This is a genomic window from Aquimarina amphilecti (assembly GCF_900109375.1).
GTDB lineage: Bacteria > Bacteroidota > Bacteroidia > Flavobacteriales > Flavobacteriaceae > Aquimarina > Aquimarina amphilecti.
In genome coordinates, this window is the sequence record NZ_FOAB01000006.1 from 113,739 (window position 1) to 139,348 (window position 25,610).

9 protein-coding genes are annotated in these 25,610 nt (G+C 33.9%); all 9 read left to right on the forward strand.

Annotated elements, in window-relative coordinates:
• Positions 1-232: 232 nt before the first annotated feature.
• Complete coding sequence (locus tag BMY33_RS16220; RefSeq protein ID WP_211482407.1) at positions 233-3,424, forward strand: right-handed parallel beta-helix repeat-containing protein; 3,192 nt, start codon at positions 233-235, stop codon at positions 3,422-3,424.
• Between the two features lie 217 nt (positions 3,425-3,641).
• Positions 3,642-6,827, forward strand: a complete 3,186-nt coding sequence (locus BMY33_RS16225) for an RICIN domain-containing protein (protein ID WP_170837100.1) — start codon at positions 3,642-3,644, stop codon at positions 6,825-6,827.
• Positions 6,828-7,121: 294 nt separating this feature from the next.
• Positions 7,122-10,406 (forward strand): T9SS type A sorting domain-containing protein, encoded by a 3,285-nt coding sequence (locus tag BMY33_RS16230; RefSeq protein ID WP_091410523.1) that lies wholly within the window; start codon positions 7,122-7,124, stop codon positions 10,404-10,406.
• A gap of 401 nt (positions 10,407-10,807) precedes the next feature.
• Positions 10,808-15,172 carry a carbohydrate-binding protein gene (locus BMY33_RS16235; RefSeq protein ID WP_091410525.1) on the forward strand — a complete coding sequence of 1,455 codons (4,365 nt, stop codon included), beginning with the start codon at positions 10,808-10,810 and terminating at the stop codon, positions 15,170-15,172.
• Between the two features lie 216 nt (positions 15,173-15,388).
• On the forward strand, positions 15,389-17,653 hold the full coding sequence (locus BMY33_RS16240; protein ID WP_091410526.1) for a carbohydrate-binding protein: 2,265 nt from the start codon (positions 15,389-15,391) through the stop codon (positions 17,651-17,653).
• 125 nt (positions 17,654-17,778) lie between these two features.
• Complete coding sequence (locus tag BMY33_RS16245) at positions 17,779-20,421, forward strand: carbohydrate-binding protein (protein WP_091410528.1); 2,643 nt, start codon at positions 17,779-17,781, stop codon at positions 20,419-20,421.
• Positions 20,422-20,693: 272 nt separating this feature from the next.
• A complete protein-coding gene (locus tag BMY33_RS16250) occupies positions 20,694-22,862 on the forward strand; it encodes a glycoside hydrolase family 9 protein (RefSeq protein ID WP_170837101.1) in 2,169 nt (722 codons plus the stop codon).
• Between the two features lie 126 nt (positions 22,863-22,988).
• Positions 22,989-24,368, forward strand: a complete 1,380-nt coding sequence (locus BMY33_RS16255) for an MATE family efflux transporter (RefSeq protein WP_091410529.1) — start codon at positions 22,989-22,991, stop codon at positions 24,366-24,368.
• Between the two features lie 139 nt (positions 24,369-24,507).
• Positions 24,508-25,578: an OmpA family protein gene (locus BMY33_RS16260; RefSeq protein WP_091410531.1), complete on the forward strand. Its 1,071-nt coding sequence runs from the start codon at positions 24,508-24,510 to the stop codon at positions 25,576-25,578.
• Positions 25,579-25,610: the final 32 nt, after the last annotated feature.

Genomic DNA, 25,610 nt, shown 5'->3' on the forward strand with positions numbered 1-25,610 from the left:
AATAAAAATAGAATTTATTGGAAAAAATAAAGAAGCTTTTTAGATCTCAAACTTGTGGTTCGATTTTACGAATTCTAGGATAATACCTGCGGTTAATAGAACAAGCGATACAGAAATAAGGGGTAATATTATTTTTGCCGAAAATAATCAAACTCAACAATTAGCAATGAAAAACAATCAAACTCTCAAGACCTTTTTTCGAAAATGTATATGGATACTTTTATTCATATTTGTGTCTTCAATACAAGCGAAAAATATCTATGTAGCAAAAAACGGAAATGATTCAAATTCAGGAACACAATCAAGTCCATATAAGACAATTGCAAAGGCATCTGCAGTAGCAGAGGCAGGTGATGTTATTATTATTGGAGAAGGAACCTATGAAGAAATTGTTAGGCCTGCTAGATCAGGACGTGCTGGTCAACCTATAACATATATTGCAAAAAATGGAGAAAAAGTAATTATCTCAGCTATGCAGGCTTTAAGTGGCTGGCAGAAGGACAATGGTGCAATCTATAAGATAAAAGTAGATTGGGATTTAGGTCAGGAAAATTTTGTTTTAAATGGCAATACTGCAATGGACCTTGCTAGATGGCCTAATAACACCGATGGTACACCTTTTACGTTAAATTCTCGCAGAAATGATGGAGGTAGTGGCGCAAATGTTGTGAATGGTGCATTTTTAACATCATCCCAAATTCCCAATATTAATTGGACAGGAGGATCTGTCTTCTTTTATGGAGATAAACCAGGTTCAGGATGGATTGCTTGGAAAGCATTTATTACTAGTAGTACTTCTGGTAGAGTAAATTTTAGTTTGGATAAAAATCCATCTTGGATACGTACATTTCACGCACCAAAGGATAAAGGAGACTTTTATTTAGAAGGAGTAAAAGGAGCATTAGATTATCAAAATGAGTGGTGGTTTAATTCCCAAACAAAAGAATTGTTTGTGCAAATGCCTGGTGGAGGAGCACCTAGTAATGGATCTGTACAAATGAGAAGAAGAAAAGTTACTGTTGATCTTAGTAGCAGAAGTTATATACATATTAAAAACCTAGCTGTATTTGGTGGGTCAATCGATATGCCGAGAAATTCGAATAATAATTTAATTTATGGAGTTTCCTCTTTTTATGGGAATCATATACTAGGTGTTCAAAAAGGATTTTCAGCCAATAAACAAAGCGTATTAATGGAGGGAAATAACAACATCGTAGAACGTTGTGAAATAGCCTTTGGAGCTGCAAATGGTATTAAAGTAGGTGGTGATAAAAATAAAATTCTAAATTCTAGAATTCACGATTTTAATTACTTAGGATCTTATGATGCCCCAATAAATGCCAGAGGAGGTAAAAACACTTTGTTTAAGAATAATACCATTTTTAGAGGAGGAAGAGATGGAATTCAATTTTTTAATAATAATAGTGAATTTTCTTATAATGATATCTATAGGGCAAATTTAATCAATGATGATTGTGCTTTATTATATACGGTAGGAGGTCCGCATAACGGTAAAATTCATCATAATTGGTTTCATGATAATGAAGGTAGAGGGAAATTAAGAAAAGCAGCTGGTATTTATCTAGATAATGATGCAGAAGCATTTTCAGTACATCATAATGTAGTATGGAATGTAGAGTGGACAGGAGTTCAAATTAACTGGAATGGTAAAGATATAGATATCTTTAATAATACTTTGGTGAAGACAAAAGGAGGAGCAATGGGTGCTTGGCATAAAGAAGGGACTGCTTTTTCTAATGTTAAGGTTTGGAATAATATTGCTGATGTTAAAACTGAAGATGACCCTTCTACACAGGAAGATGAAGGTACTTTCGAAAGAGATGCGGATAAACAAAATAATGTAATTACTCAATCTGGGTATACGAATTATAACGGAAATAAATTTACATTAAAATCTAATTCTCCTGCTGTAAATGCTGGTAGAAGAATATCGGGTATAACAGATGGTTTTGTTGGGTCAGCACCAGATGCAGGTGCATATGAATTCGGAGGCGAAAATTGGGTGCCAGGAATTAATTGGAACCCCGTTTTAGGCCCTACGGGTAATGGTTGTTATGGATTACCTGGCGAGGATTGTAATGATACAACTATTCCTGATGAGATAGCATTCGTAAACGCAGCAACATCAATTCAACCAGAAACTTCTTATGATTTTAAAGTGAATTATAGTGCTTCGGCAAATAGAGAAATTGTAGTAGAATTTTGGTCATCCACAGGTTGGTTAGGTCAGCAGATGGTAACCGTGAATGCTGGTACTGGAACAGCAAATGTTACCGTTGATTTGGCATCTGCACCAACTCCAGGTGCTGGATATATCTACAAAGCACATATAAGACCAGTGGGCACTACCTGGCAAGAAGCTATCGATAGAGACCAGGTGGATAATGTAACTGTTGCTAACCAAACATTTGCGGATAAGGTTTCCTTTAGCAATGCACCAACTACTATTGTACAAGCAACTTCGTATTCATTTGATATTAATTATGAAGCATCAACAGATAGAGAAATCATAGTAGAATTTTGGTCTTCGGCCGGTTGGATAGCTCAGCAGAATGTAACTGTTTCTGCAGGAAAAGGAATAAAAACAATTACTATTAGTCTTCCTACTGCACCGCAGCCTGGTTCAGGATATATTTATAAAACTCATATCAGACCGCTAAATACATCATGGCAAGATGCAATTGATAGAGATCAAATTGATAATGTAACTGTTACTGCAGCATTTAGACAATTAGTAATAAATGGTTCATACCAAATAGAGTCTACACAATCTAATCAAAGATTGTTATCAAGAGCTAATGAACAACATAGCGCGATTATGAGTAATCCTTATCCTTATAACGATCAAGTATGGGTTTTTGATCATAAAGGAGATAATGTGTATACGATAAGAAATTTAGGGACTAATAGGTTTTTAGAAGTTCCTTATGCACGTTGTGGTAACGGAGAAAATGTTGCTACTTGGACAGATGCTAATGAGAATCATAAAAAATGGAAAGTAGTTCAGAATGGTGGTAATGCATTTAGTTTAAAACCGATGCATTGTACATCAACTGCATTAGATAGAGCAGCTGGTGCTGTTGACGCTAACGTTCATATTTGGGGTTTTAACTCTGAAAACAATAATCAGAAATGGAAAATTATCTCATTAGGTAATCGAGAAAAACCAGATGAAGTAAAATCAGAAATTCTATCAGTCTATCCTAACCCTTCATCTAATTCTATAACAATTCACGGGGTAGAAGAGAACGATATTCTAACTATATATGATCTAATGGGTAAAATTATTAAGCGAACTAAATTGACCACTAATAATGAAACATTGATTATTTCAGATATGGCATCAGGGCTTTATATTTTATCAGTATTTGGCAAGGATAAGGTGCAGTTCGTTAAGGATTAATCGAATAACATAGTATTTTTTGAATTAGGATAATACTCGCTAGTAATTAAATATTTAATTACTAGCGGGGTATATCCCTGTTCAGTCTTTCAATAAAACAGTATATAATTACAAGTTAATCTAATTCTAATAAAGTATTTCTGATTAATAAAAAATGTAAACTTGGAAATATTTAATGTGATTAGATTTCATGATCAAACCAAATCAATACTTAACAATGAAAAATAATCAAACTTTTAAAACCTTTTTTCGAAAACATATATGGATACTTTTATTTGTATTTGTGTCTTCATTACATGCGAAAAACATTTATGTAGCACCCAGTGGTAATGACAACAATAATGGTTCTATCAATAATCCTTTTAAAACATTTGCTAAAGCAGTATCGGTAATGTCACCTGGAGATATCTGTATAATAAAGGGAGGGGTATACACAGAACCATTATTAATTAATAAAAATGGGACTAATAATAATTACTTAACATTTAAAGCTGCAGATGGAGAAAATGTAAAAATAAAAGCAACAAAGTTTATCAATGGATGGCAATTACATTCCGGTAACATTTATAAGGCATCTGTTAATATGACCTTAGAAGAAAGGTTTCGGAATGTTTACCATAATCAACAATATATGGATTTGGCTAGGTGGCCAAACAATGTTGATAACAATAGATTTACGGTAGATTGTAAGTTTATTGATAATGGTGGTAGTAATTATTTTAGTGTTTCGGGAATACCAAACTTCGATTGGACAGGTGGTTTAGTGTATTATATTGGCGGACACTCTGGTACTAGCTGGACGAGAAGAATTACTCGCAGTGCCGGAAATAGGATTGAACACGCAGGAGTGAATATAAATAAATGGCCATTTAATCCTCATAACCCAACAATTGTAAGAAATGGACATAGAGGACAATTGTATCTGTTTAATAAGTTTGAAGCCTTAGATTATGCCAGAGAATGGTATTACGATACTGCTACTAAAATGCTTTATTTTCAGCCAGCTAATGGTAAAAAACCTACTAATAATACAGTAGAGTATGCCACTCGTAAATTTATTGCGGAAGTAAAAGGAGATTATATAAAAATAGAAGGTATTGAGTTTTTTGGAGGAAGTGTAAAGATCAATGGTCGTTCTAATATCTTTGAGAATAATAAAGTAATCCATGGAAGCGAAGGTTTTGATAATATAAATAGTACGAGCGCAGGTGTAGGTGAATCATCTATCGAAGTGTTGGGGCCTAATACTATTATAAGAAATTGTACTATTAATCATAGTTCTGCAAATGGAATTTCGGTTCAGAGTTGGGCAAATGCTCATAATTCTATTATCGAGAAAAATACCATTTCCAATATCGATTATTTAGGAATTCATGCTACGCCTATAAGAACGAGAGCAAATAATGTAAAAGTCCTAAAGAATAAAATTACCAATTCAGGAAGAGATGGAATGTACGTTAGTGGAGATAACTGTGAAGTTGCTTATAATGATGTGTCAAGAGCGCAGCTAATCAATGCTGATTCTGGAGTTTTTTATACAGTTGGTGACGATAGACGAAAAGAAACGGAAATTCATCATAATTGGTTTCATGATTCTAAACCACCTTCATATGCTGGAAATAAAGCTGCTGGGATATATTTAGATAATAATAGTAAAGGATATGTTGTCCATCATAATGTGGTATGGAATGTATCTTGGACTGGTTATCAGGTAAACTGGAATAATGAACATCTAGACTTTTTTCATAACACTATCTGGAATGCAGGAGAAGCAATGGGTTCATGGGTAAATGGTTATCCACAAAGTGATAATAGAGTTTATAATAATTATTCGAATAAAGAAGGATGGCATGAAGCACCAGGGTTTGAATACAAGAATAATATTATAAGCGCAACATCTCCTTTAGAGAATGCGAATAATCAGAATTTTATGCCCAAATCTAATGGATCTGTGGTCAATAGCGGAAGAGTGATTCCGGGATTCCAAAAACCTTATAAAGGTTCTGCGCCAGATATAGGAGCTTATGAACGAGGAGGAACGAGATGGACCGCAGGGATTAATGCAATAGAAGATACAGGAGAAGGAGATGCAGCAAATGATCAAATAGTATTTATTAATCCTTCCACTACAATTGCTTCTCAAACTTCCTATGATTTTGAAATACAATACAGTGCAGATACCAATAGAGATATTGTAGTACAATTTTGGTCAGCTACCGAATGGTTAGGTCAGAAAAGAGTTACCGTGGGAAGTGGTTCAGATACTATAATTGTAACAGTCGATTTACCAACAGCACCAATCCCGGGTTCTGGATATGTTTATAAAGCAGATATTAGACCTGTAGGTACTAGTTGGCAAGAGACTATTGATACAGATCAGATTAATAATGTAACTGTGCAAGGCCAAACATTAGAAGATAAAATATCTTTTAGTAATTCTCCGAATAGTATGGCGCAGGCGACTTCTTATACTTTAGATGTAAACTATGAGGCTTCTTCTAATAGAGAAATTGTAATGTCTTTTTGGTCAGCTACCGGATGGATTGCAGCGCAAGAGGAAGTCGTAGCGGCAGGAACTGGATCTAAAGCAATTACAATCGATATTCCGAATATGCCACAACCTAGTCCAGGATATTTATTTAAGGTACATATTAGACCTGTAGGAACTGGTTGGCAAGATGCATTAGCTACTGACCAGACAAATGATATTACTATTACTAAGCTTTTTACTCAGTTAATCCCAAATGGTATTTATCATATAGAATCTCCTCAGAATAATGAGAGATTACTAGCTCGTGCCTTAGAAAGCCATAGTGCCAGAATGCATAAGCCAACAAATTTTGATGATCAGAAATGGGAGATTAAGCATGTTAGTGATAATTCATATACTATTAAAAATGTAGGAACTAATAGATATTTGGAAGTTCCTTATGCACGTTGTGAAAATGGAAGTAATGTAGGTACTTGGATCAATGATCTGGATTCGCATAAAAAATGGAAAATCGTTAAGAATGGTAACGATATTTATGGGATAAAACCAATGCATTGTATATCGAGAGGTTTGGATAGAGCAGGAGGAACCATTGGGACAAATGCCATTATCTGGAATTATAGCAGTACCAACACAAACCAAAAGTGGAAAGTTCTCTCCGTAGGAAACAGACAGAATCCTACATCAGATAATTCAGTACTGGCAGTATATCCAAATCCGTCCAAAGAATCGATTGCTATTCTAGGAGTTGAAGCGAATGATATTATTACTATTTATGATATCACTGGTAAAACGATTAAGAAAACGAAACTAACTTCTGGAGATGAGTTAATATCAATTTCGGATATAGAATCTGGAGTTTATATACTATCTGTTTTCGGAAAAAGTAAAACACAATTTGTCAAAGAATAACACATTCTAAGAATTATTTAATTAAAAAGAAAACATCCTTTATGCGTTTGTCAAGAATATAGCAAACGTATAAAGTGATGTAAACGAACAGAACCAATCGTGATAGTTTAGATCAAAGTATTTAGGGGAAATTATCTGCATGTAGGGTGAAGAGAATTTCGATATAGCCCTAATTTATGTAATGGTCTCAAAATATCTAACGAATTCTTTTTGAATCCTATCGATTAATAAAATAGAAAAATAATTTTTAAACGTATTTTATACATTTAAAAAAACACAAACTACTTAATAACCATGAAAGCTAACCAAAAACTTCAATTCATATTGCAAAAATATGTTTTGATATTGTTCTTAATCATTACATCATCGTTATGTGCCAAGAATATTTATGTTTCTAAAAACGGAAACGATAATAATCTAGGAACACAATCTAAACCATATAAGACAATCGCAAAAGCTTCTTCTGTTGCCCAAGCTGGGGATGTGGTCATCATTGGAGGCGGTACTTATGAAGAACTGTTGCGGCCTGTGCGATCTGGAACAGCAGGGAATCCAATTATATACCGATCCAAAGCTGGAGAAAAGGTAATCATAACAGCAATGCAAGCTGTTAATAATTGGAGTAAAGACCAAGGTAAGATCTATAAAGCACAAGTTACTTGGGATTTAGGACAAGATAATATGACATTACATAATGATAAACTCATGGATCTTGCTAGATGGCCAAACAATGTAACGCAAAACTTATTCAAACGTGATTATTTACCAGCTTGTAATAGAGGTGCTGCAGGAGGTGGGAAAACTTGGTTAAATTATAATGGAAGCCAATCCAATGGAAATGCAACGAGTATTCCTCATGCTGGTAAATGGCAAAATGGAGGTTCAATTCATTTTTATGGTGGAGCAGGATTTTTAGCCTGGACGGATTATGTAACGAATTCCTCTTCTAATCGAATAGATTTTAAATTACAAAGAGCGCAAAACTGGATTCAATTAAGGCATAATCCAGGATATACTGGACATGGTATCAAAAAGGGTGAGTTTTTTCTACAAGGAATAAAAGAGGCTTTGGATTATAAAAATGAATGGTTTTATGATAAAAGAAATAAAACACTTTATGTTCAAATTGAAGGTGGAGGATCGCCAGCAAATAATTCTATTCGTTTTAGAAGAAGAACACAAACTATAAATCTAAATAAAAATTACATTCATATTGAAGGAATAGCTGTTTTTGGCGGTTCCATTGATATCAGTGGTAATAATAATAAGTTATATGCGGTTTCAAGTTTTTATGGTAATCACACCTTAGGTGTTATCAATGGATTTGACTCTAGACGACAAAGTGTTCTGATAACAGGTAATAAGAATCTTATTGAAAAATGTGAAATTGCTTGGGGAGCAGGAAATGGAGTTTATGATAAAGGAGATGATAATAGATTGTTGAATTCTTATGTTCATGATTTTAATTATTTAGGTAACTATGATTGTGTGCTAAATACTCGTGGGGCAAAACGAGGAAAATACAGAAATAATACTCTAACTAGAGCTGGTAAAGATGTAATTCAAGCATATGTCGATGGCGGAGAGTTTGCATATAATGATATTAGTAATAATAATTTTATCGCTGATGATGGAGGATTACTTTATACGACTAACGCAAGAGCTGCTAAATCATCTATTCATCATAATACTTTTCATGATTCTAAAGCTCGAACTGGTAGATTTAAAGGAGCAGGAATTTATTTAGATAACGATTCTAAAAATTGGGATGTCCACCATAACGTTGTATGGAACACTAAATGGACCAACATACAGATTAATTGGGATGGTACAAACCTCAATATTTTCAATAATACCTTTGCCAAAGGTTCTGCAACTATGGGGGCATGGCACAAACCAGGTACTCAATTTAGTAATGTAAAAGTTTGGAATAACATAACAGATAAAGAAGCTACAGATCAAGATGGAAATCAAGAAACTGAAAGTACTTGGGAACCGCAGTCCGATAAGCAGAATAACTTGGTAAGCAGAAATTCTTTTAAAAACTATAATAATAATGATTATACTTTAAAATCAGGAGCTCAAGCAATTGATTATGGAAGAGTTATTAGCGGATACACAGAGGGTTATCAAGGGAATAAGCCTGATGTAGGAGCTTATGAGTTTGGTGTACCACCATTTAGAACAGGAATCAATTGGAATCCTGTTTTAGGTCCTACAGGAAATGGATGTTACGGATTACCTGGCGAGGGTTGTAATGATACAACTATTCCTGATGAGATAGCATTTGTAAACGCAGCAACATCAATTCAACCACAAACTTCTTATGATTTTAAAGTGAATTATAGTGCTTCGGCAAATAGAGAAATTGTAGTTGAATTTTGGTCATCCACAGGTTGGTTAGGTCAGCAGATGGTAAACGTGAACGCTGGTACTGGAACAGCAAATGTTACCGTTGATTTGGCATCTGCACCAACTCCAGGTGCTGGATATATCTACAAAGCACATATAAGGCCAGTGGGCACTACCTGGCAAGAAGCTATCGATAGAGATCAGGTGGATAATGTAACTGTTGCTAACCAAACATTTGCGGATAAGGTTTCCTTTAACAATGCGCAAGCTACTATTGTACAAGCAACTTCGTATTCATTTGATATTAATTATGAAGCTTCTGCCGCCAGAGATATAATAGTAGAGTTTTGGTCATCAACTGGTTGGATTGCACAACAAAATGAGCAAGTTGCTAAAGGTATTGGTACAAAAACAATTACTGTTAACCTACCTAATTTGCCTCCACCTGGAAATGGATATGTTTATAAAGTTCATATCAGACCGTTAAATACATCATGGCAAGATGCCATTGATAGAGATCAAGTAAATAATGTGACAGTAAGTACTCGTTTTACCCAGCTAATCCCAAATGGTATTTATTATATAGAATCTCCTCAGAATAATGAAAGATTATTAGCTCGCGCTTTAGAAAGTCATAGTGCCAGAATGCATAAGCCAGCGAATTTTGATGATCAGAAATGGGAGATTAAGCATATTAGTGATAATTCATATACCATTAAAAATTTAGGAACGAACAGATATTTAGAAGTTCCTTATGCTCGTTGTGAAAATGGAACCAATGTCGCCACTTGGACCGATGATGTAGATTCTCATAAGAAATGGAAAATCGTTAAGAATGGTAATGATATTTATGGGGTAAAACCGATGCATTGTCTTTCTAGAGCATTAGATAGAGCCGGAGGAGGAGTTGGTGCGAATGCAACTATTTGGGACTATAATAATACAAATGCGAATCAAAAATGGAAAATTCTCTCCGTAGGAAATAGACAAGACCCTACATCAGATGATTCAGTACTAACGGTATATCCAAATCCTTCCAAAGAATCGATCACTATTCTAGGAGTTGAGGCTAATGATATTATTACTATTTATGATCTAACTGGTAAGATTGTTAAACAAACTAAATTAACCACCAATAATAAATCAGTGAATGTTTCTGATATGGCATCTGGACTTTATGTTTTATCAGTATTTGGTAAGGATAAAGTGCAGTTTATTAAAGACTAAATCAAAATTTTCAACCCTTTTTTTTAAACATGAAAAACATAAATCAAATAGTTAATTAAAAGTTAAAAAACAATAATTTTCAGTAGGACAAAAGTCCATTTGACCCAATAAGGTAGCATAAGTTACACTAACTATTTTGTTAATTAAATATCGAATTCTAAATGAATTTTAACGAATTCTATTTCCAAAAGAACACTTAATAGTTTTGATAAATTTAATAAGCTTATGAGATCTTAAATTCGAGAAATCTTTCGTTTTTAACTTCGTGTTAAAACTTGTTAACTAACTGTTTGTTAGGTGTTTTTGCTCGAAATTAAAAACAATAAAAGACGTTCTTTGAATATTTACACGAACAAAATAAATATCTTAAAACCAAACACACACAAAAAACAATTTAAATCATGAAATTAACTAAACTCAACGTTCTATTAACGTTCTTGTTTCTAGGGTTTTTGCTACAAGCTCAAACACCAGAAGGAGAATTAAAGAGATGGCACAAAGTCACTTTGACCTTTAACGGTCCTAACACCTCAGAGACCGCAAACCCAAATCCTTTTTCGGATTATCGATTGGATGTAACATTTACACATCAAGGTAGTAATACTAGTTATACTGTACCAGGATATTTTGCCGCTTGCGGAAATGCAGAAAATAATAGTTGTGATTCCGGTAATAAATGGCGAGTAAATTTTGCTCCAGATCAGACTGGTACATGGAACTGGTCGGCTTCTTTTAAATCAGGATCCAATGTAGCAATTAATGGTGGAGGATCTAATGCTGGATTTATGAATGGTGATACTGGATCTTTTAATATTGCTGAATCAAATAAATCTGGAAGAGATTACAGAAGTAAAGAACTTGGAAGGTTAAAGTATATTGGAGAACATTATTTAAAGCATGTAGGGACAAATCCTAGTAATCCTAATGGACCTTGGTTTGTAAAAGCTGGAGCAGATTCTCCAGAAAATGCTTTTAACTATGTAGATTTCGATGCTACTCCAAGTTATAATAATAATCTTAATAAAATAGGTAATAAAACTTGGCAACCACATCAAAGAGATTATGTAGCTTCTGATGCATCTTCTTATACTTGGTCGAATGGTAAAGGAACAGAAATTTTAGGTATGATCAACTACCTATCTGGTCAAGGAGCTAATGTTGTTTCTTTTTTAACCTGGAACACTTCTGGAGATGGAGGAGCTGTTTTTCCACATGTTTTAAAAGTTTCTGAACAAGAGTACGGAAATACTGCAAGAGCTCAGCAGTGGAACAAAGTTCACCATGATAGGTTCGATGTATCTAAAATGGCTCAATGGGAAAAAGTAATGCAGTATGCTGATAAAAAAGGAGTATACCTTCACTTTAAAACCATGGAAACAGAGAATGATAATAAAATGGATGGTGACAATTTCGGAAGAGAAAGAAAATTATATTACCGTGAATTAATTGCAAGATTTAGTCATCATTTAGCATTAAACTGGAATCTAACAGAAGAAACTACTTTAAAAGATCAAGTAGCGAAATCTACTGCAACTTATATCAAAAATGTAGATCCATATGATCATAACATTGTGATTCACACATATCCAAATCAACAAGATCAACGCTATAATCCATTGTTAGGAAATAACTCTGATTTAACCGGAGCTTCTATCCAAACAGGAAAGAATAATGTTCATAATGATGTACGAAGATGGTTAGAAAAATCTAGAAATTCAGGTAAGAAATGGGTAGTAGCTAATGATGAGCAAGGGCCTGCTTCTACAGGGGTTAGAATTTCTGATAAAGAAGTAAGACATAGAATCTTGTGGGCTACACTTATAGCTGGAGGAACTGGAGTTGAATATTATAGTGGATATACAAATGATGATGGTGATATAAATGGTAATGATCAACGAAAGAGAGGTAATAAATATAAAGAAGGAGGTTATGCACTTAATTTCTTTAATCGTTATCTCCAGTCGGATATGGTAAATATGGTAAGTGCTGATGGTGTAACTTCAGACAATAATGATTATGTGTTAGCAAAATCAGGGAACGTCTATGCAGTTTACAGACCAAATGGAGGTTCTACTGGATTAAGTTTACCTGCAGGTAATAATAAATATGATGTACAATGGTATAATCCACGTTCTGGAGGTAATTTATCTGCAAAACAAACTTTAGGGAGTAATTTGGTTGCCCCTGATAATAATGATTGGGTAGCACTTGTTACTAGTAAAGATGGAGATAATGGAGGTGGAGATTGTGGAACTATTTCTATGCAAGCAATTTCTGATTTCCCAACAATTGCAGTGACAGGTTTTTCACCAGCATATAAGGATAATGCAAGAAGTGCATTGGCAATTGATGCGTCTCAGTACAAAGATGAATTTGCTGCTGCAGAAGCTACATTTAATGGAGATACTGGTACTTATGATATTAGATTAGCAACACTTACAGAAACAGATGGAGAATCTACATATAGAGTTTCTATAGATGGTAAGGAAATAGGTGAATTTAAAAACCCAACTTCGAGTACTGATTATTCACCATCTGGAACTACTTTTACAGGTATACAAGTAAAAAAAGGAGATAAAATAAGAGTAGCGTTTAATTCGCATACAAATGGTACTATACCTGAAGGTAATAGTACAGCTTATTCTAGAGGAAGATGGACAGCGTTAGATTTCATTTGCACTGATGGTGGTGATGGCGATGGCGGCGGTGATGGTGATGGTGATTGTGTTGCATTAGAGCAAAACGGAGTAGCTGCGGTAGAAGCGGAACACTTTATAGATCAATCTAAAGTAACTAATAGAAAGTGGTATACACAAAATGGTAGTACCGCTACACCTACTCCAGATCCGGATCCAGCTCATGCTAGTGGAGCTAGTAGTGGAGGTTATTTAGAAATCTTACCCGATACAAGAGTAACTCATAGTGATCCATTAGTAAATGGAGTGAGCTTTTCTAATACTCCTGGTCAAGTAGCAATCATTAATTATAAAGTGAAATTTACAAACGCCGGTCGTTATTATGTATGGGTACGAGCTCATTCTACCGGAAGCGAAGATAATGGAATCCACGTAGGATTGAATGGTAATTGGCCTGCTTCTGGAGCAAGAATGCAATGGTGTGCAGGAAAAAACCAATGGACCTGGGAAAGTAAACAGCGTACGAATGCCAATCATTGTGGAGAAGCGCAAAAGATATATTTAGATATTCCTTCTGCAGGTGTGCATACAATTTCTTTTTCAATGAGAGAAGATGGATTTGAGATGGATAAATTCGTTTTGTCTAAAAGTTATACGAAGCCTTCAGGAAATGGTCCTGATGAAGTTTTAGTGGATTGTGGTAATGAAAATAAGCCTCCTCGGGTTTCAATCACTTCTCCTGCAAACGGAGGTGATTTTGAAATAGGACAAACTATTCCTTTAGTAGCGAATGCATCTGACGTAGATGGTACTGTTGCAAAAGTTGAGTTTTTCATAAATAATACATTGAGTGCTACAGAGCAATCTGCACCATATGAAACATCGACTACAATAGCAAATTCAGGTAGCTATACAATAACGGCTAAAGCAACTGATAATGATGGTACTGTAACAACATCGCAAGCTGTAAATATTACTGTTCAAGATGATTCAGTTCCACCAACAGATGCAATTGATATTCCTGGTTCTTTTGAAGCAGAAGATTTCGAGTTAAAATCAGGAAGTGTACAAATAGAAAATACTCCAAATAGTACTGGTAAAAACCTTGGGTTCATTAACAATGGAGATTTCGTATCATACAATGTAAATGTTGATGCAACTAGCGAGTACACTTTTGATTTCTATGCATCTACTAAAGGAACAGGTGGTACAGTGGATATTCTTGAAGCAGGAACAGTTGTAGGATCTGTATCAATTCCAGTTAATGGACAATGGCATGATTACAAGAAGTATTCTACCTCAGTGTCTCTTTCCTCAGGAGAAAAAGAATTGAGATTCGTATTCAAAGGAGGAACTGGATATCTGTATAATGTGGATAAAGTGGTTACAACAAAAATACAACCAGTAGAGCAAACAGTAACACTTAATCCAATACATGATGCATATATGCAAGGATCTACAGGATTTAATAACGATATGGTTCGTATAGAATTAAATAAAAGAACAGGGTACTTAATGTTTGATCTTTCATCTATTAATGGAACGATTACTAAAGCAGATCTTAAGTTTACGGTATTTTCAGATGCTGGAAATGGAAATATAAGTGTTAATAAAGGTACTAGTAATAATTGGACAGAGACTAATTTATCTAACACTAATAAACCAGGGAAAGGCACTCAGTTAGGGACTTTAAATGCTAATTTCCAAGTTGGTAGTACGAAAACAATACCATTAAAGACAGCTCAGGTTTCTGGTAACAAACTTTCATTGATTATAGATGCGCTTTCTGGTAATGATTTTGCATTTGCATCTAAAGAGAATGGATCTGTTACTCAAGCTCAATTAGTAATTACTTATGATACTAATAGAGAAGATAACCTTGATGATTCTAATGATATTACTTTTTATCCTAACCCTGTAGTAGATATAATTAATTTCTCAGGTGTTACGGCTGGTAAGACAATTAAAATATATAATACGGTCGGAGTTCTTGTAAAAGAAGTAACTTTTTCAGAAGGTCAAAATACTGTTGATATGAGTAGTTTGTCTTCAGGATATTATATCGTTAATATTTTAGAAGCTGGTAAAACGAATAAAGTTCTTTCGGCAAAGAAAGTATTGAAAAAATAAGAACCCCTTTAATCCTATTAAAATCACAAATATAATTTTAAGGGGTAAAAGTGACGAATGATCAGCTTTTAAGCGATTGTTTGTAATCCATTGCAAAAGAGATAATAGCATAATTCGGATTGATTAGAAAATCATTGTCAGGATTATGTTATTATTTCTTGTTATGGATAGCTAAAACTCCTAAAGTTTATTTGATAAAACAAACCTGTTTTAATCATGAAAAAAAATACAAATTTATTATTAGTCTTAATGTTGTGTTTCGTAGCAGTAAATGTTTTTGCGCAACCAGCAGCTCCTAATGGAAAGAAGTGGGAAAAAATAGATGTGATGTCTGATGAGTTTAATGGTTCTTCATTAAATACTAATAAATGGGCAATAAATAGCCCTCAATGGGAAGGTAGAAAACCTGCCAGATTTGAAACATCATCAGTTTCTGTTGGGAACGGAGACCTTAAAATTTCTGCTTCTAAAAAGACAAACCCATTTAATGGTTGGACTCATAACGGAGGTCTCGTTAGATCCTTAACAAAAAATACATACGGATATTACGAAACGCGAATGAAAGGTAATAAAACCTTTATGTCATCCACGTTTTGGCTTATTAATCAACGAAATGAAGGTAGTGGATGTAATCTTCGCGTTACAGAGTTAGATATTACGGAGACGGTAGGTGTTAACTCTAATGGAGCTAATTGGGTGAATAATATGATCACTAATATGAATTCCAATACGCATAGTAGAAATACAAATTGTAATAATACGCCTGTTGGGCAACAAGGAAACAAAGCTCCACTAGGAGAAGCTTCTTGGAAAAATTATCATACTTATGGAGTTTGGTGGAAAAGTAAAAGTGAAATTTTATTTTATCTAGATGGTCAGTTTGTTGGGCAAATTAAGCCACCAGCAGATTTTAATCTTCCTATGTACTTGCGTATGGTAGTGGAGACCTACGATTGGAATCCGCCAAAAGGAGGACAAGATGGGATGAATAATTCTTTAAATGAGCGTACAACTTATTATGATTGGGTTCGTTCGTATAAATTAGTTAATGATAATAACCCTAATAACCCTCCAACAGTAAAACTTACTACTCCTGTAAATGGTGCCAGTTACCAAGTTGGTCAAACAATCCCCTTAGCCGCTGACGCAGCGGATTCAGATGGGACTATTAGCAAGGTTGAATTTTTTATTAATAATAACCTTACAGCTACTGAGCAAGTGGTGCCATATCAAACTTCAACAACTATTAATAATGTTGGAAATTATACAATTACCGCTAAAGCTACAGATAATAATGGAGCAGTTACCACATCACAATCTGTAAATGTTACAATTAAAGATGATTCAACTCCACCGGGTAATGTTATTAATATTCCGGGATCATTTGAAGCAGAAGACTTTGAATCAAAATCTGGAAGTGTTCGTGTAGAAAATACACCAGGTACTTCTGGCAAAAACCTTGGGTTTATTAAAAATGGAGATTATGTGGATTATATTGTAAATGTAGATACTACAAGTGAATATACGTTAGATATATTTGCGTCAAGTCAAGGAACTGGAGGGAAAGTAGATATTTTAGAGTCGGGATCTATTGTAAGTTCTGTGAACATACCAGTTACGGGACAATGGCATAGTTATAAAAAATATTCTTCTACAATTTCTTTAACTTCAGGAGAAAAAACATTGAGATTATCCTTTAAGGGAGGTGCTGGATATTTATATAATATAGATAAAGTTGTCGCAACAAAGATCCAACAGGTAGAACAAACAGTTACTTTAACTCCAATACATGATGCTTATTTACAAGGATCAACCAGATATAATCTTGATATGATTCGAATTGAGCATAATCGACGTTCAGGGTATTTGATGTTTGATCTTTCATCAATCAATGGGACTATAACAAAAGCTGATCTTAAGTTCACTGTATATTCAGATGCTGGAAATGGAAATATTGCTGTTAGTAAAGGAAATAGTAATAATTGGACAGAAACTAATTTATCCAATTCCAATAAGCCAGGAAAAGGAACACAATTAGGATCATTAAATACGAACCTTCCAATTGGTAGTACTAAAACAATCCCTTTAAAAACAGCCCAAATTTTGGGTAATAAGATTTCATTAGTGATCGATGCACTCTCAGGGAACGATTTTGCATTCGCTTCGAAGGAGAATACATCAGCCACAAAACCTCAATTGGTGGTTACTTACACTACAAATCGAAGTGAGGAGAATACCTCAAACATTATAAAATTATATCCTAATCCAGTGATAAACACAATTAACTTTTCTTCTAATATGGAGGGTCAAATAGTTAAAGTGTTTAATGTTAATGGAGTATTGATGAAAGAAACTGTTCTAGAAGATGGCCAAAATTCTATCGATGTAACTAGCTTATCATCTGGATATTATATTATCAATGTTTTAGAAGCCGGTAAGTCAAATAAATTAATTGTTTCTAAGAAAATAGTTAAACAATAAAAATCGGTAATAACAAGAAATACTAGCGAACTACTAGTATTATTTACACAAACTCAGTATGTAGAAACTATCCCCTAAAAAGGGATAGTTTCTCTTCTTTAATTTTAGAAGAAAACTCAAAAAAAATGAAAAATTTATTTTCAAAAAAATATAAATATTCTACGCAGAAAACTATAGGAAGTATGCTATTTCTATTGATTTTTATAACCACTCAATTAGAAGCCCAATTGAGAGTAGGAGATCCAGGAGTTACTTTTGATTCGGAAAAATTTGATAACCGTTATCAACAAATGAAAGAATGGGAAAAAGCCGGTGTTAGAGGTGGTATCCCTTTTTTAAAAGACATTAAAATTGTAAAAACTCTAACTAATGGTGCGGATAGTGATGCAATTAATAGGGCAATTGAGGATGCATCTAAACAAAACGGATTGGTAGCAGTGTTTTTGAAAAATGGAACCTACAATATCAATAAACGAGTTTCCATGAAATCAAATGTCTCTTTGATAGGAGAGAGTAGAGAAGGTGTTAAATGTATCATTAGGATGAATAGTAGCAATGCCTTTAGTTTTTATAAGGTTAGTAAAAGTGGAATATATACTCTAACAATCGAAGGGAGTTGGGGAAAACCAAAATACGACTGGAATTATAGTTTAAGTGCTAACGATGAATTAAGAGGTAATGATAATATATCTGTTAAGTTTAATGATTCTCCTGACTGTTGGTTAGATAAAGTAAATATTATTAATTCTGCAAGAGATCCAGTAAGGGTTCCTTCTAACCATGTAACATTGAGGGATTTAATGGTGGATGGAGCTCATAAAAAAGCAGGTGGCGCGCAAGGATATTTTTTTATACAAGGAGCTTATAATCTTATTACAGGATGTAAGGTTACCCGTTTACGACATATATCTTTACAAGGAAGTAACGTTGAATATAATGTGGTGTATGATAATGATTTTAGGCAAGAAGTAAGTTTCCATAGTGGTGATAATGGAAATAACCTAATAGAAAATAACAGAATTACATTACCTAGAGATATGCCTAACTCAAAAGCTGATACACCAAATGCGGCTTATAACAATAGAAATGAACCCAACTACTATGCAATTATGGGACCTTGGTCCATCCAACATCAAAATTCAAAAAAACCAAACTTTATATATAAGAATAATTGCCTTGAAGAAAATCATAATAATATTAAACCATGGTCAGATCCTAATTTATTGTACAAAGGACCTCGAGAAGTAAAACCTTCGAATCCTGCAACAAATTTTCCGGCGTTATCAGCGAGTGAATCTCCAAAAGGAGGAACGCTATACCCTGTATTACTTGGTAGTGGAGGTACTAATATAAAACCAGAAGTATCTGTAACCTCACCATCTAATGGAACTAATTTTGAAGAAGGGCAATCGGTTACGATAAAAGCTAACGCTTCTGATTCTGATGGAACAGTTTCTAAAGTAGAATTTTTTGTTAATGGTAGTTTAGTAGGAACAGACACTACCTCTCCATATAATATAACTACTACGTTAAATAATGTAGGAAACTATACAATAACTGCTAAAGCAATCGATAATGATGAGGCTGTATCTACATCTGTACCCATTACTATTACTGTAGAGGATGATTCGGTTCCTCCTGGTGATATAATTAATATTCCAGGATCTTTTGAGGCCGAAGATTTGATTACAAAATCAGGTAGCGTTCGTATCGAAGATACTCCAGGAACAACCTCAGGTAAAAATTTAGGCTTTATCAAAAATGGAGACTTTGTTGATTATACTGTAAATATTGATATTAGTAGCGAATATACTTTTGATATTTATGCCTCAAGTAATGGAGCTGGTGGAAAAGTAGATATCATTGAATCGGGTACTGTTGTTGGTTCAATAAATATTCCGGTAACAGGACAATGGCATAATTACAAGAAATATTCCACTACTGTTTCTTTAACTTCAGGAGAAAAAACATTGAGATTATCTTTTAAAGGAGGTTCTGGATATTTATATAACATTGACAAAGTTGTCGCAACAAAGATCCAACAGGTAGAACAAACAGTTACTTTAACTCCAATACATGATGCTTATTTACAAGGATCAACTAGGCACAATCTTGATATGATTCGAATTGAGCATAATCGACGTTCAGGGTATTTGATGTTTGATTTATCATCAATCAACGGAACTATAACAAAAGCTGATCTTAAGTTCACTGTATATTCAGATGCTGGAAATGGGAATATTACTGTTAGTAAAGGAAATAGTAATAATTGGACAGAAACTAATCTATCCAATACTAATAAACCAGGAAAAGGGACACAATTGGGATCATTAAATACGAACCTTCCAATTGGTAGTACTAAAACAATTCCTTTAAAAACAGCACAAATTTCTGGGAATAAGATATCATTTGTTATCGATGCCCTTTCGGGAAATGATTTTGCATTCGCTTCAAAAGAGAACACCTTAGCTGCAAAACCACAATTAGTGGTTACGTATACCACCAATCGTAGTGATGATGATAATTCAAATATTATAAAATTATATCCTAATCCAGTGGTAAATACAATTAACTTTTCTTCTAATATGGAAGGTCAAATAGTTAAAGTATTCAATGTTAATGGAGTGTTGATGAAGGAAACTGTTTTAGAAGCTGGTCAAAATTCTATCGATGTAGCCAATCTGTCATCGGGTTATTATATTATCAATGTTTTAGAAGCTGGTAAATCAAATAAATTAATTGTTTCTAAGAAAATAGTTAAGCAGTAAAGCAGGTAAAACTATAAGAGTAAATACTAGTTAACTACCAGTATTATTTGCACAAACTCTGTATAGAGAAACTATCCCTTAAAAAGGATAGTTTCTCTTCTTAATTTTAGAATAACACGAAAAAGGTCTTTGTAAGAATTTTTTTCAAACAACATAAAAATATCTTATCACTCTCTTAACAATGGAAGAAAACAGCAATATGTAACCTAAAAAAAGAGTTATGAAAACCTTTAACCTCACATAAATTAAAATAATACACAAATCATTTAGACATGAAAAAAAACTTACGAAACTTATTGTTAATCTTTTTAGGATTACAAGGGACACAGGTCGTCGCACAACACAATTATGGCGAAGCTTTACAAAAATCAATATTATTTTATGAATCACAACAATCAGGAGTTCTTCCAGATTGGAATAGAATTAGCTGGCGTAGTAACGCCGGTGTAAATGATGGGCAAGATGTTGGATTAGATCTAACTGGCGGATGGTTTGATGCTGGAGATCATATAAAGTTTGGTTTCCCAATGGCATTTTCCGTAACGGCATTAAATTGGGGGTTTTTAGAATATAAAGATGGTTATGATGCTGTGAATCAAACAGAACATTACAAGAGAAACATAAAATGGGTAACAGATTATTTTATAAAATGTCACCCTTCTAAATTTGAATTTTATGCTCAAGTTTCTAAAAAGGGGCAAGATCATAATTTTTGGATGCCTGCCGAGATGATAGATGTACATCCGCAATATGGTCAAAGAGAATCTTATAAATTAGACGTAGATCACCCAGGAACAGAAGTAGTTTGTGAAACAGCTGCTGCTTTAGCTTCTGCCAGTATTATATTTAAAGATAGTGACCCTACATATAGTGCTACTTTATTACAACATGCTAAAGATCTATATGAATTTGGAGAAACGTATAAAGGAAAATATACTGAAGAAGGTGGAATTCCAGCTGTTGGGACTTATTCTTCTGGAGGGTATGAAGATGAATTAAGTTGGGGTGCTTTATGGTTGTACAAAGCAACAGGAGATAATACGTATCTTCAAAAAGCTGAAGCCGCTTATGGAGAACCAGATTATCTATGGAGTTTTGTATGGGATGATAAGCGATATGGAAATATGGTTTTATTAGCGCAGCTTACAGGAAAGCAACAATATATTGATAATACAGAAAGACATTTGCAGTTTTGGATAGACAATGGGAATGGTATAACATACTCTCCTGGAGGTCAAGCGCATCTTACGCAATGGGGATCTTTACGTCATTCTATGAATGCAGCATTAACAGCTTTAATATTTAGTGATACTGTAGATACTCCAAATAAGCAAGAATATCACGATTTTGCTGTTGATCAAGTTAATTATGCTTTAGGAGATAACCCTAATAATCGTAGTTTAGTTACTGGTTATGGAGTAAACCCTCCTACAAAACCACACCATAGAGGACAACATTCTAGTTGGATAAGAAGTGAAAGTATTCCAGAAGAATCAAGACATACACTTTGGGGCGCATTAATGGGAGGACCAGGAAATCCTGATGATGTTTTTGTGGAGAATAGATCAGATTTTCAAGCTAATGAAGTTGCTTGTGACTATAATGCCTGTTATCAAGGAGTTTTAGCTAGAATGGTAATGGAATTTGGAGGTACTGCATTGGATAATTTTCCGCAAGAAGAGCAAGCGAATACTGAATTTCTTAATGAAACAAAAATCAATAGTGAATCAGGCAGGTTTACCGAATTAGCAATTTGGCTAAATAATAGGTCAGCTTGGCCTGCAAGAATTCCGGGAAGTTTAACAGCACGTTATTTTATTGATATTACCGAAGGAATTAATGCGGGGTATACTCCGAGTGATTATGAAATTATAGCCAGAGGAAATGGTGGAGCGACTGGAGGATTACAAGCATGGGATGTAGATAATAACATATATTTTGTGGAAGTAGCAATAGATAATGATAATATGCCTTTTCCTGGTGGTCAGGGAGAACATAGAAAAGAAATTCAGGTAAGAGTTTCTGTGCCGAATAATGCTTCTGATAGTTCTTGGGATCCTACCAATGATTATTCCTATGAAGATCTGAGTAATACGCTTATTGAATCAGAGAAAGTTCCTATTTATGCTGATGGAATATTAGTTTGGGGGACTGAACCTTCAAGGTCATTATCTGTAACTGACTTTAATACTTTAGGGTTACAATTGTTCCCTAACCCAGCAAAAAATGTAGTATACATTTCTGGTGATATAACGAAGATTCAAAATTCGACTGTTGTGATCTCTGGAATAACCGGAAATATCATAAAATCTATTACAGTATCTGACGTTGCTACAGATAGGATTTCGATACCAACTTGGAATTTGTCATCTGGGATGTACTTTGTTAGTTTAACTTCTAATACTGGTGCTAAAGCGACTACCAAGTTTATGAAGAATTAATATGATCGTTTTATATCTATAAAAGAAGGTGCTTATTTGTAAGCACCTTCTTTTAATAAAGTTGTTTTAAAACAAGAAGTAATTCTGTTACTAATCTCCCTATATTTGTAGGTTCAATATGTACAGATGCTTTATCAATACACAAAAGAGTTTAGTTATAATCTGAAGTTAGCAGCACCGGTCATGTTAGGTATGTTAGGACATACTTTTGTGGGGTTAATTGATAATATAATGGTAGGGCAATTAGGTACTGCAGAATTAGCTGCAGTATCCCTTGGGAATAGTTTTATGTTTATAGCAATGTCTTTAGGTATTGGTTTTTCTACAGCAATAACGCCGTTGGTGGCAGAAGCAGATGGAGAGCGTAATTTTAATAAAGGTAAATCTGCGTTTAAGCATGGATTATTTTTATGTACTAGTTTGGGTATAGTTCTATTTCTCGGAATACTATTAGCAAAGCCACTTATGTATCTTATGAGACAACCTGTAGAAGTGGTTGAATTAGCTATTCCATATTTAGATTTGGTTGCGGTTTCATTAATTCCTTTAATTATTTTTCAGGCATTTAAGCAATTCTCTGATGGCTTATCAATGACAAAATATCCAATGTATGCTACACTAGTCGCTAATATTGTGAACGTAGTGTTGAATTATTTATTGATTTTCGGAAAGTTTGGTTTTCCTCAGATGGGTATTGTTGGAGCTGCTGTAGGAACGTTGGTGTCTAGATTTGTAATGGTAATATTTTTGTGGCTTTTTCTTAAATATAAAGAAAGGTCAAAAGCATATGTGATCAATATTAAACTCTTTTCGCTTCAGAGCGATATGTTAAAAAAAATAGTGACATTGGGTTTTCCTTCTGCGTTACAAATGTTTTTCGAAGTTGCTATTTTTACTTCAGCTATTTGGATTTCGGGTATTTTAGGTAAAAACCCACAAGCAGCTAATCAAATAGCATTGAACTTGTCAGCAATGACGTTTATGGTAGCTATGGGATTAAGTGTAGCTGCAATGGTGAGGGTGGGGAATCAAAAAGGATTACAAAAATATAAAGAGCTTAGGAGAATAGCTTTTTCTATATTCTTACTAACGTTTTTTATTGAAATTGTATTTGCCTTATGTTTTGTCATTTTTAATAATGTTTTGCCAGAGATTTATTTAGATGTAAACGATACGGAGAATTTAGCTGATAATATAGAAGTAATTGGAATCGCTGCGAAGCTTTTAATTATAGCTGCTTTGTTTCAGATATCTGATGGAATTCAAGTAGTAGTTCTTGGAGCATTAAGAGGATTACAAGACGTAAAAATACCTACTGTGATTACATTTTTTGCTTATTGGATTGTAGGTTTTCCTGTTAGCTATTACTTAGGTTTATATACTGAATATAAAAGTTCAGGTATTTGGATCGGTTTATTGGCGGGGTTAACAACATCAGCAATACTGCTCTATTTTAGGTTCAATTATTTAAGTAAAGATCTAATGTTAAAAAAGGGGAATGCATAATCTTTTTTGACTTTTACAATATAGAAAGTTTTACATCGTTTCTTTTTTTGGACTAGTTTTTGTTACTTGTCAAAGTATATTTTATATTAAGAAATATTTAACTATATTTCGATTATATCTAAACCTGAAAAGAAAAGAGATGAATAGCCCAAAATCTAACCTTTACCTTTTACTTATTGTGATTTTTAGTGTTTGTTGTAGCAGCTCTATTAATGCGCAAAATTTAATTCCCAACCCAAGTTTTGAAGATACGAATGCAGCTGTTAAAAAGTTGAAGCATGAGATGCGAAACTTTGGTGTCATTTCACACTGGAAATCTTTAACCAATACACCTGATGCACACCATCCGGCAGTTAGCGAAGTAAAGTTTGATCATAAAGCACCAGGGTTTTTAAAACAGTTTGGTCCTCAGGCGCCTAGAACAGGTGAGTCAAAAGTAGGATTATATGTTACAGGTAATAACACAAAAGAGTCTATTGTTACCAAGTTGGTTAGCCCCTTAAAAGCAGGTAAGTATTATTATTTTCATATGTATGTATCCCTTGGTGAAGGAAGGGTAAGTAATTCCTGTACTTCATCGATTGGTTCTTATTTTACAGCAAGAGTTCCTAGAATTACAGAAACATCAACTTATAAATTGCACATTGAATCTTCAGAGATGATTTGTGATACGAAGGAATGGACTAAGGTCTGTGGAGTTTACAAAGCAAAAGGAACTGAAAAATATATCTCTTTAGGTTATTTTTCAGATACTCCTAATGGAAAATCATTAAAAGGAGGATCTTTTAGTGATGCATATTATTATATCGATGATGTAGAACTAAGAGAAATGCAAGATGTGCAAGGTGTAGCTGTGGATAATATTTGTAATATGGCACTTGATTTTTCTGATATAGAATACCTGATTGGAGAAAGTGAAGTCTATGAAGAGATTAAAGAAGCACTTGATTCTTATTTACAGTATCTTAAAGTATTTAAGTTTGATAGTATTAAAATAGTTGGTCACGCGAATGATTCTGAAATTCAGTTTGAGAATGAAATTCTTTCATCTGCAAGAGCTGGATTCGTTAAGGATTATTTAATAGAAAATGGAATCGACGAAACCTTGATAGAGTATGTTGGTGTTAGTAATACAGAACCAAAAGAAGGAGAAGGTATAGATAACTTAGAATTAGGGTCTAATGCTAGAGTTCAAATTATTATTGAATAAGATCTAAAAAATATAATAACAAATAAGAAGAG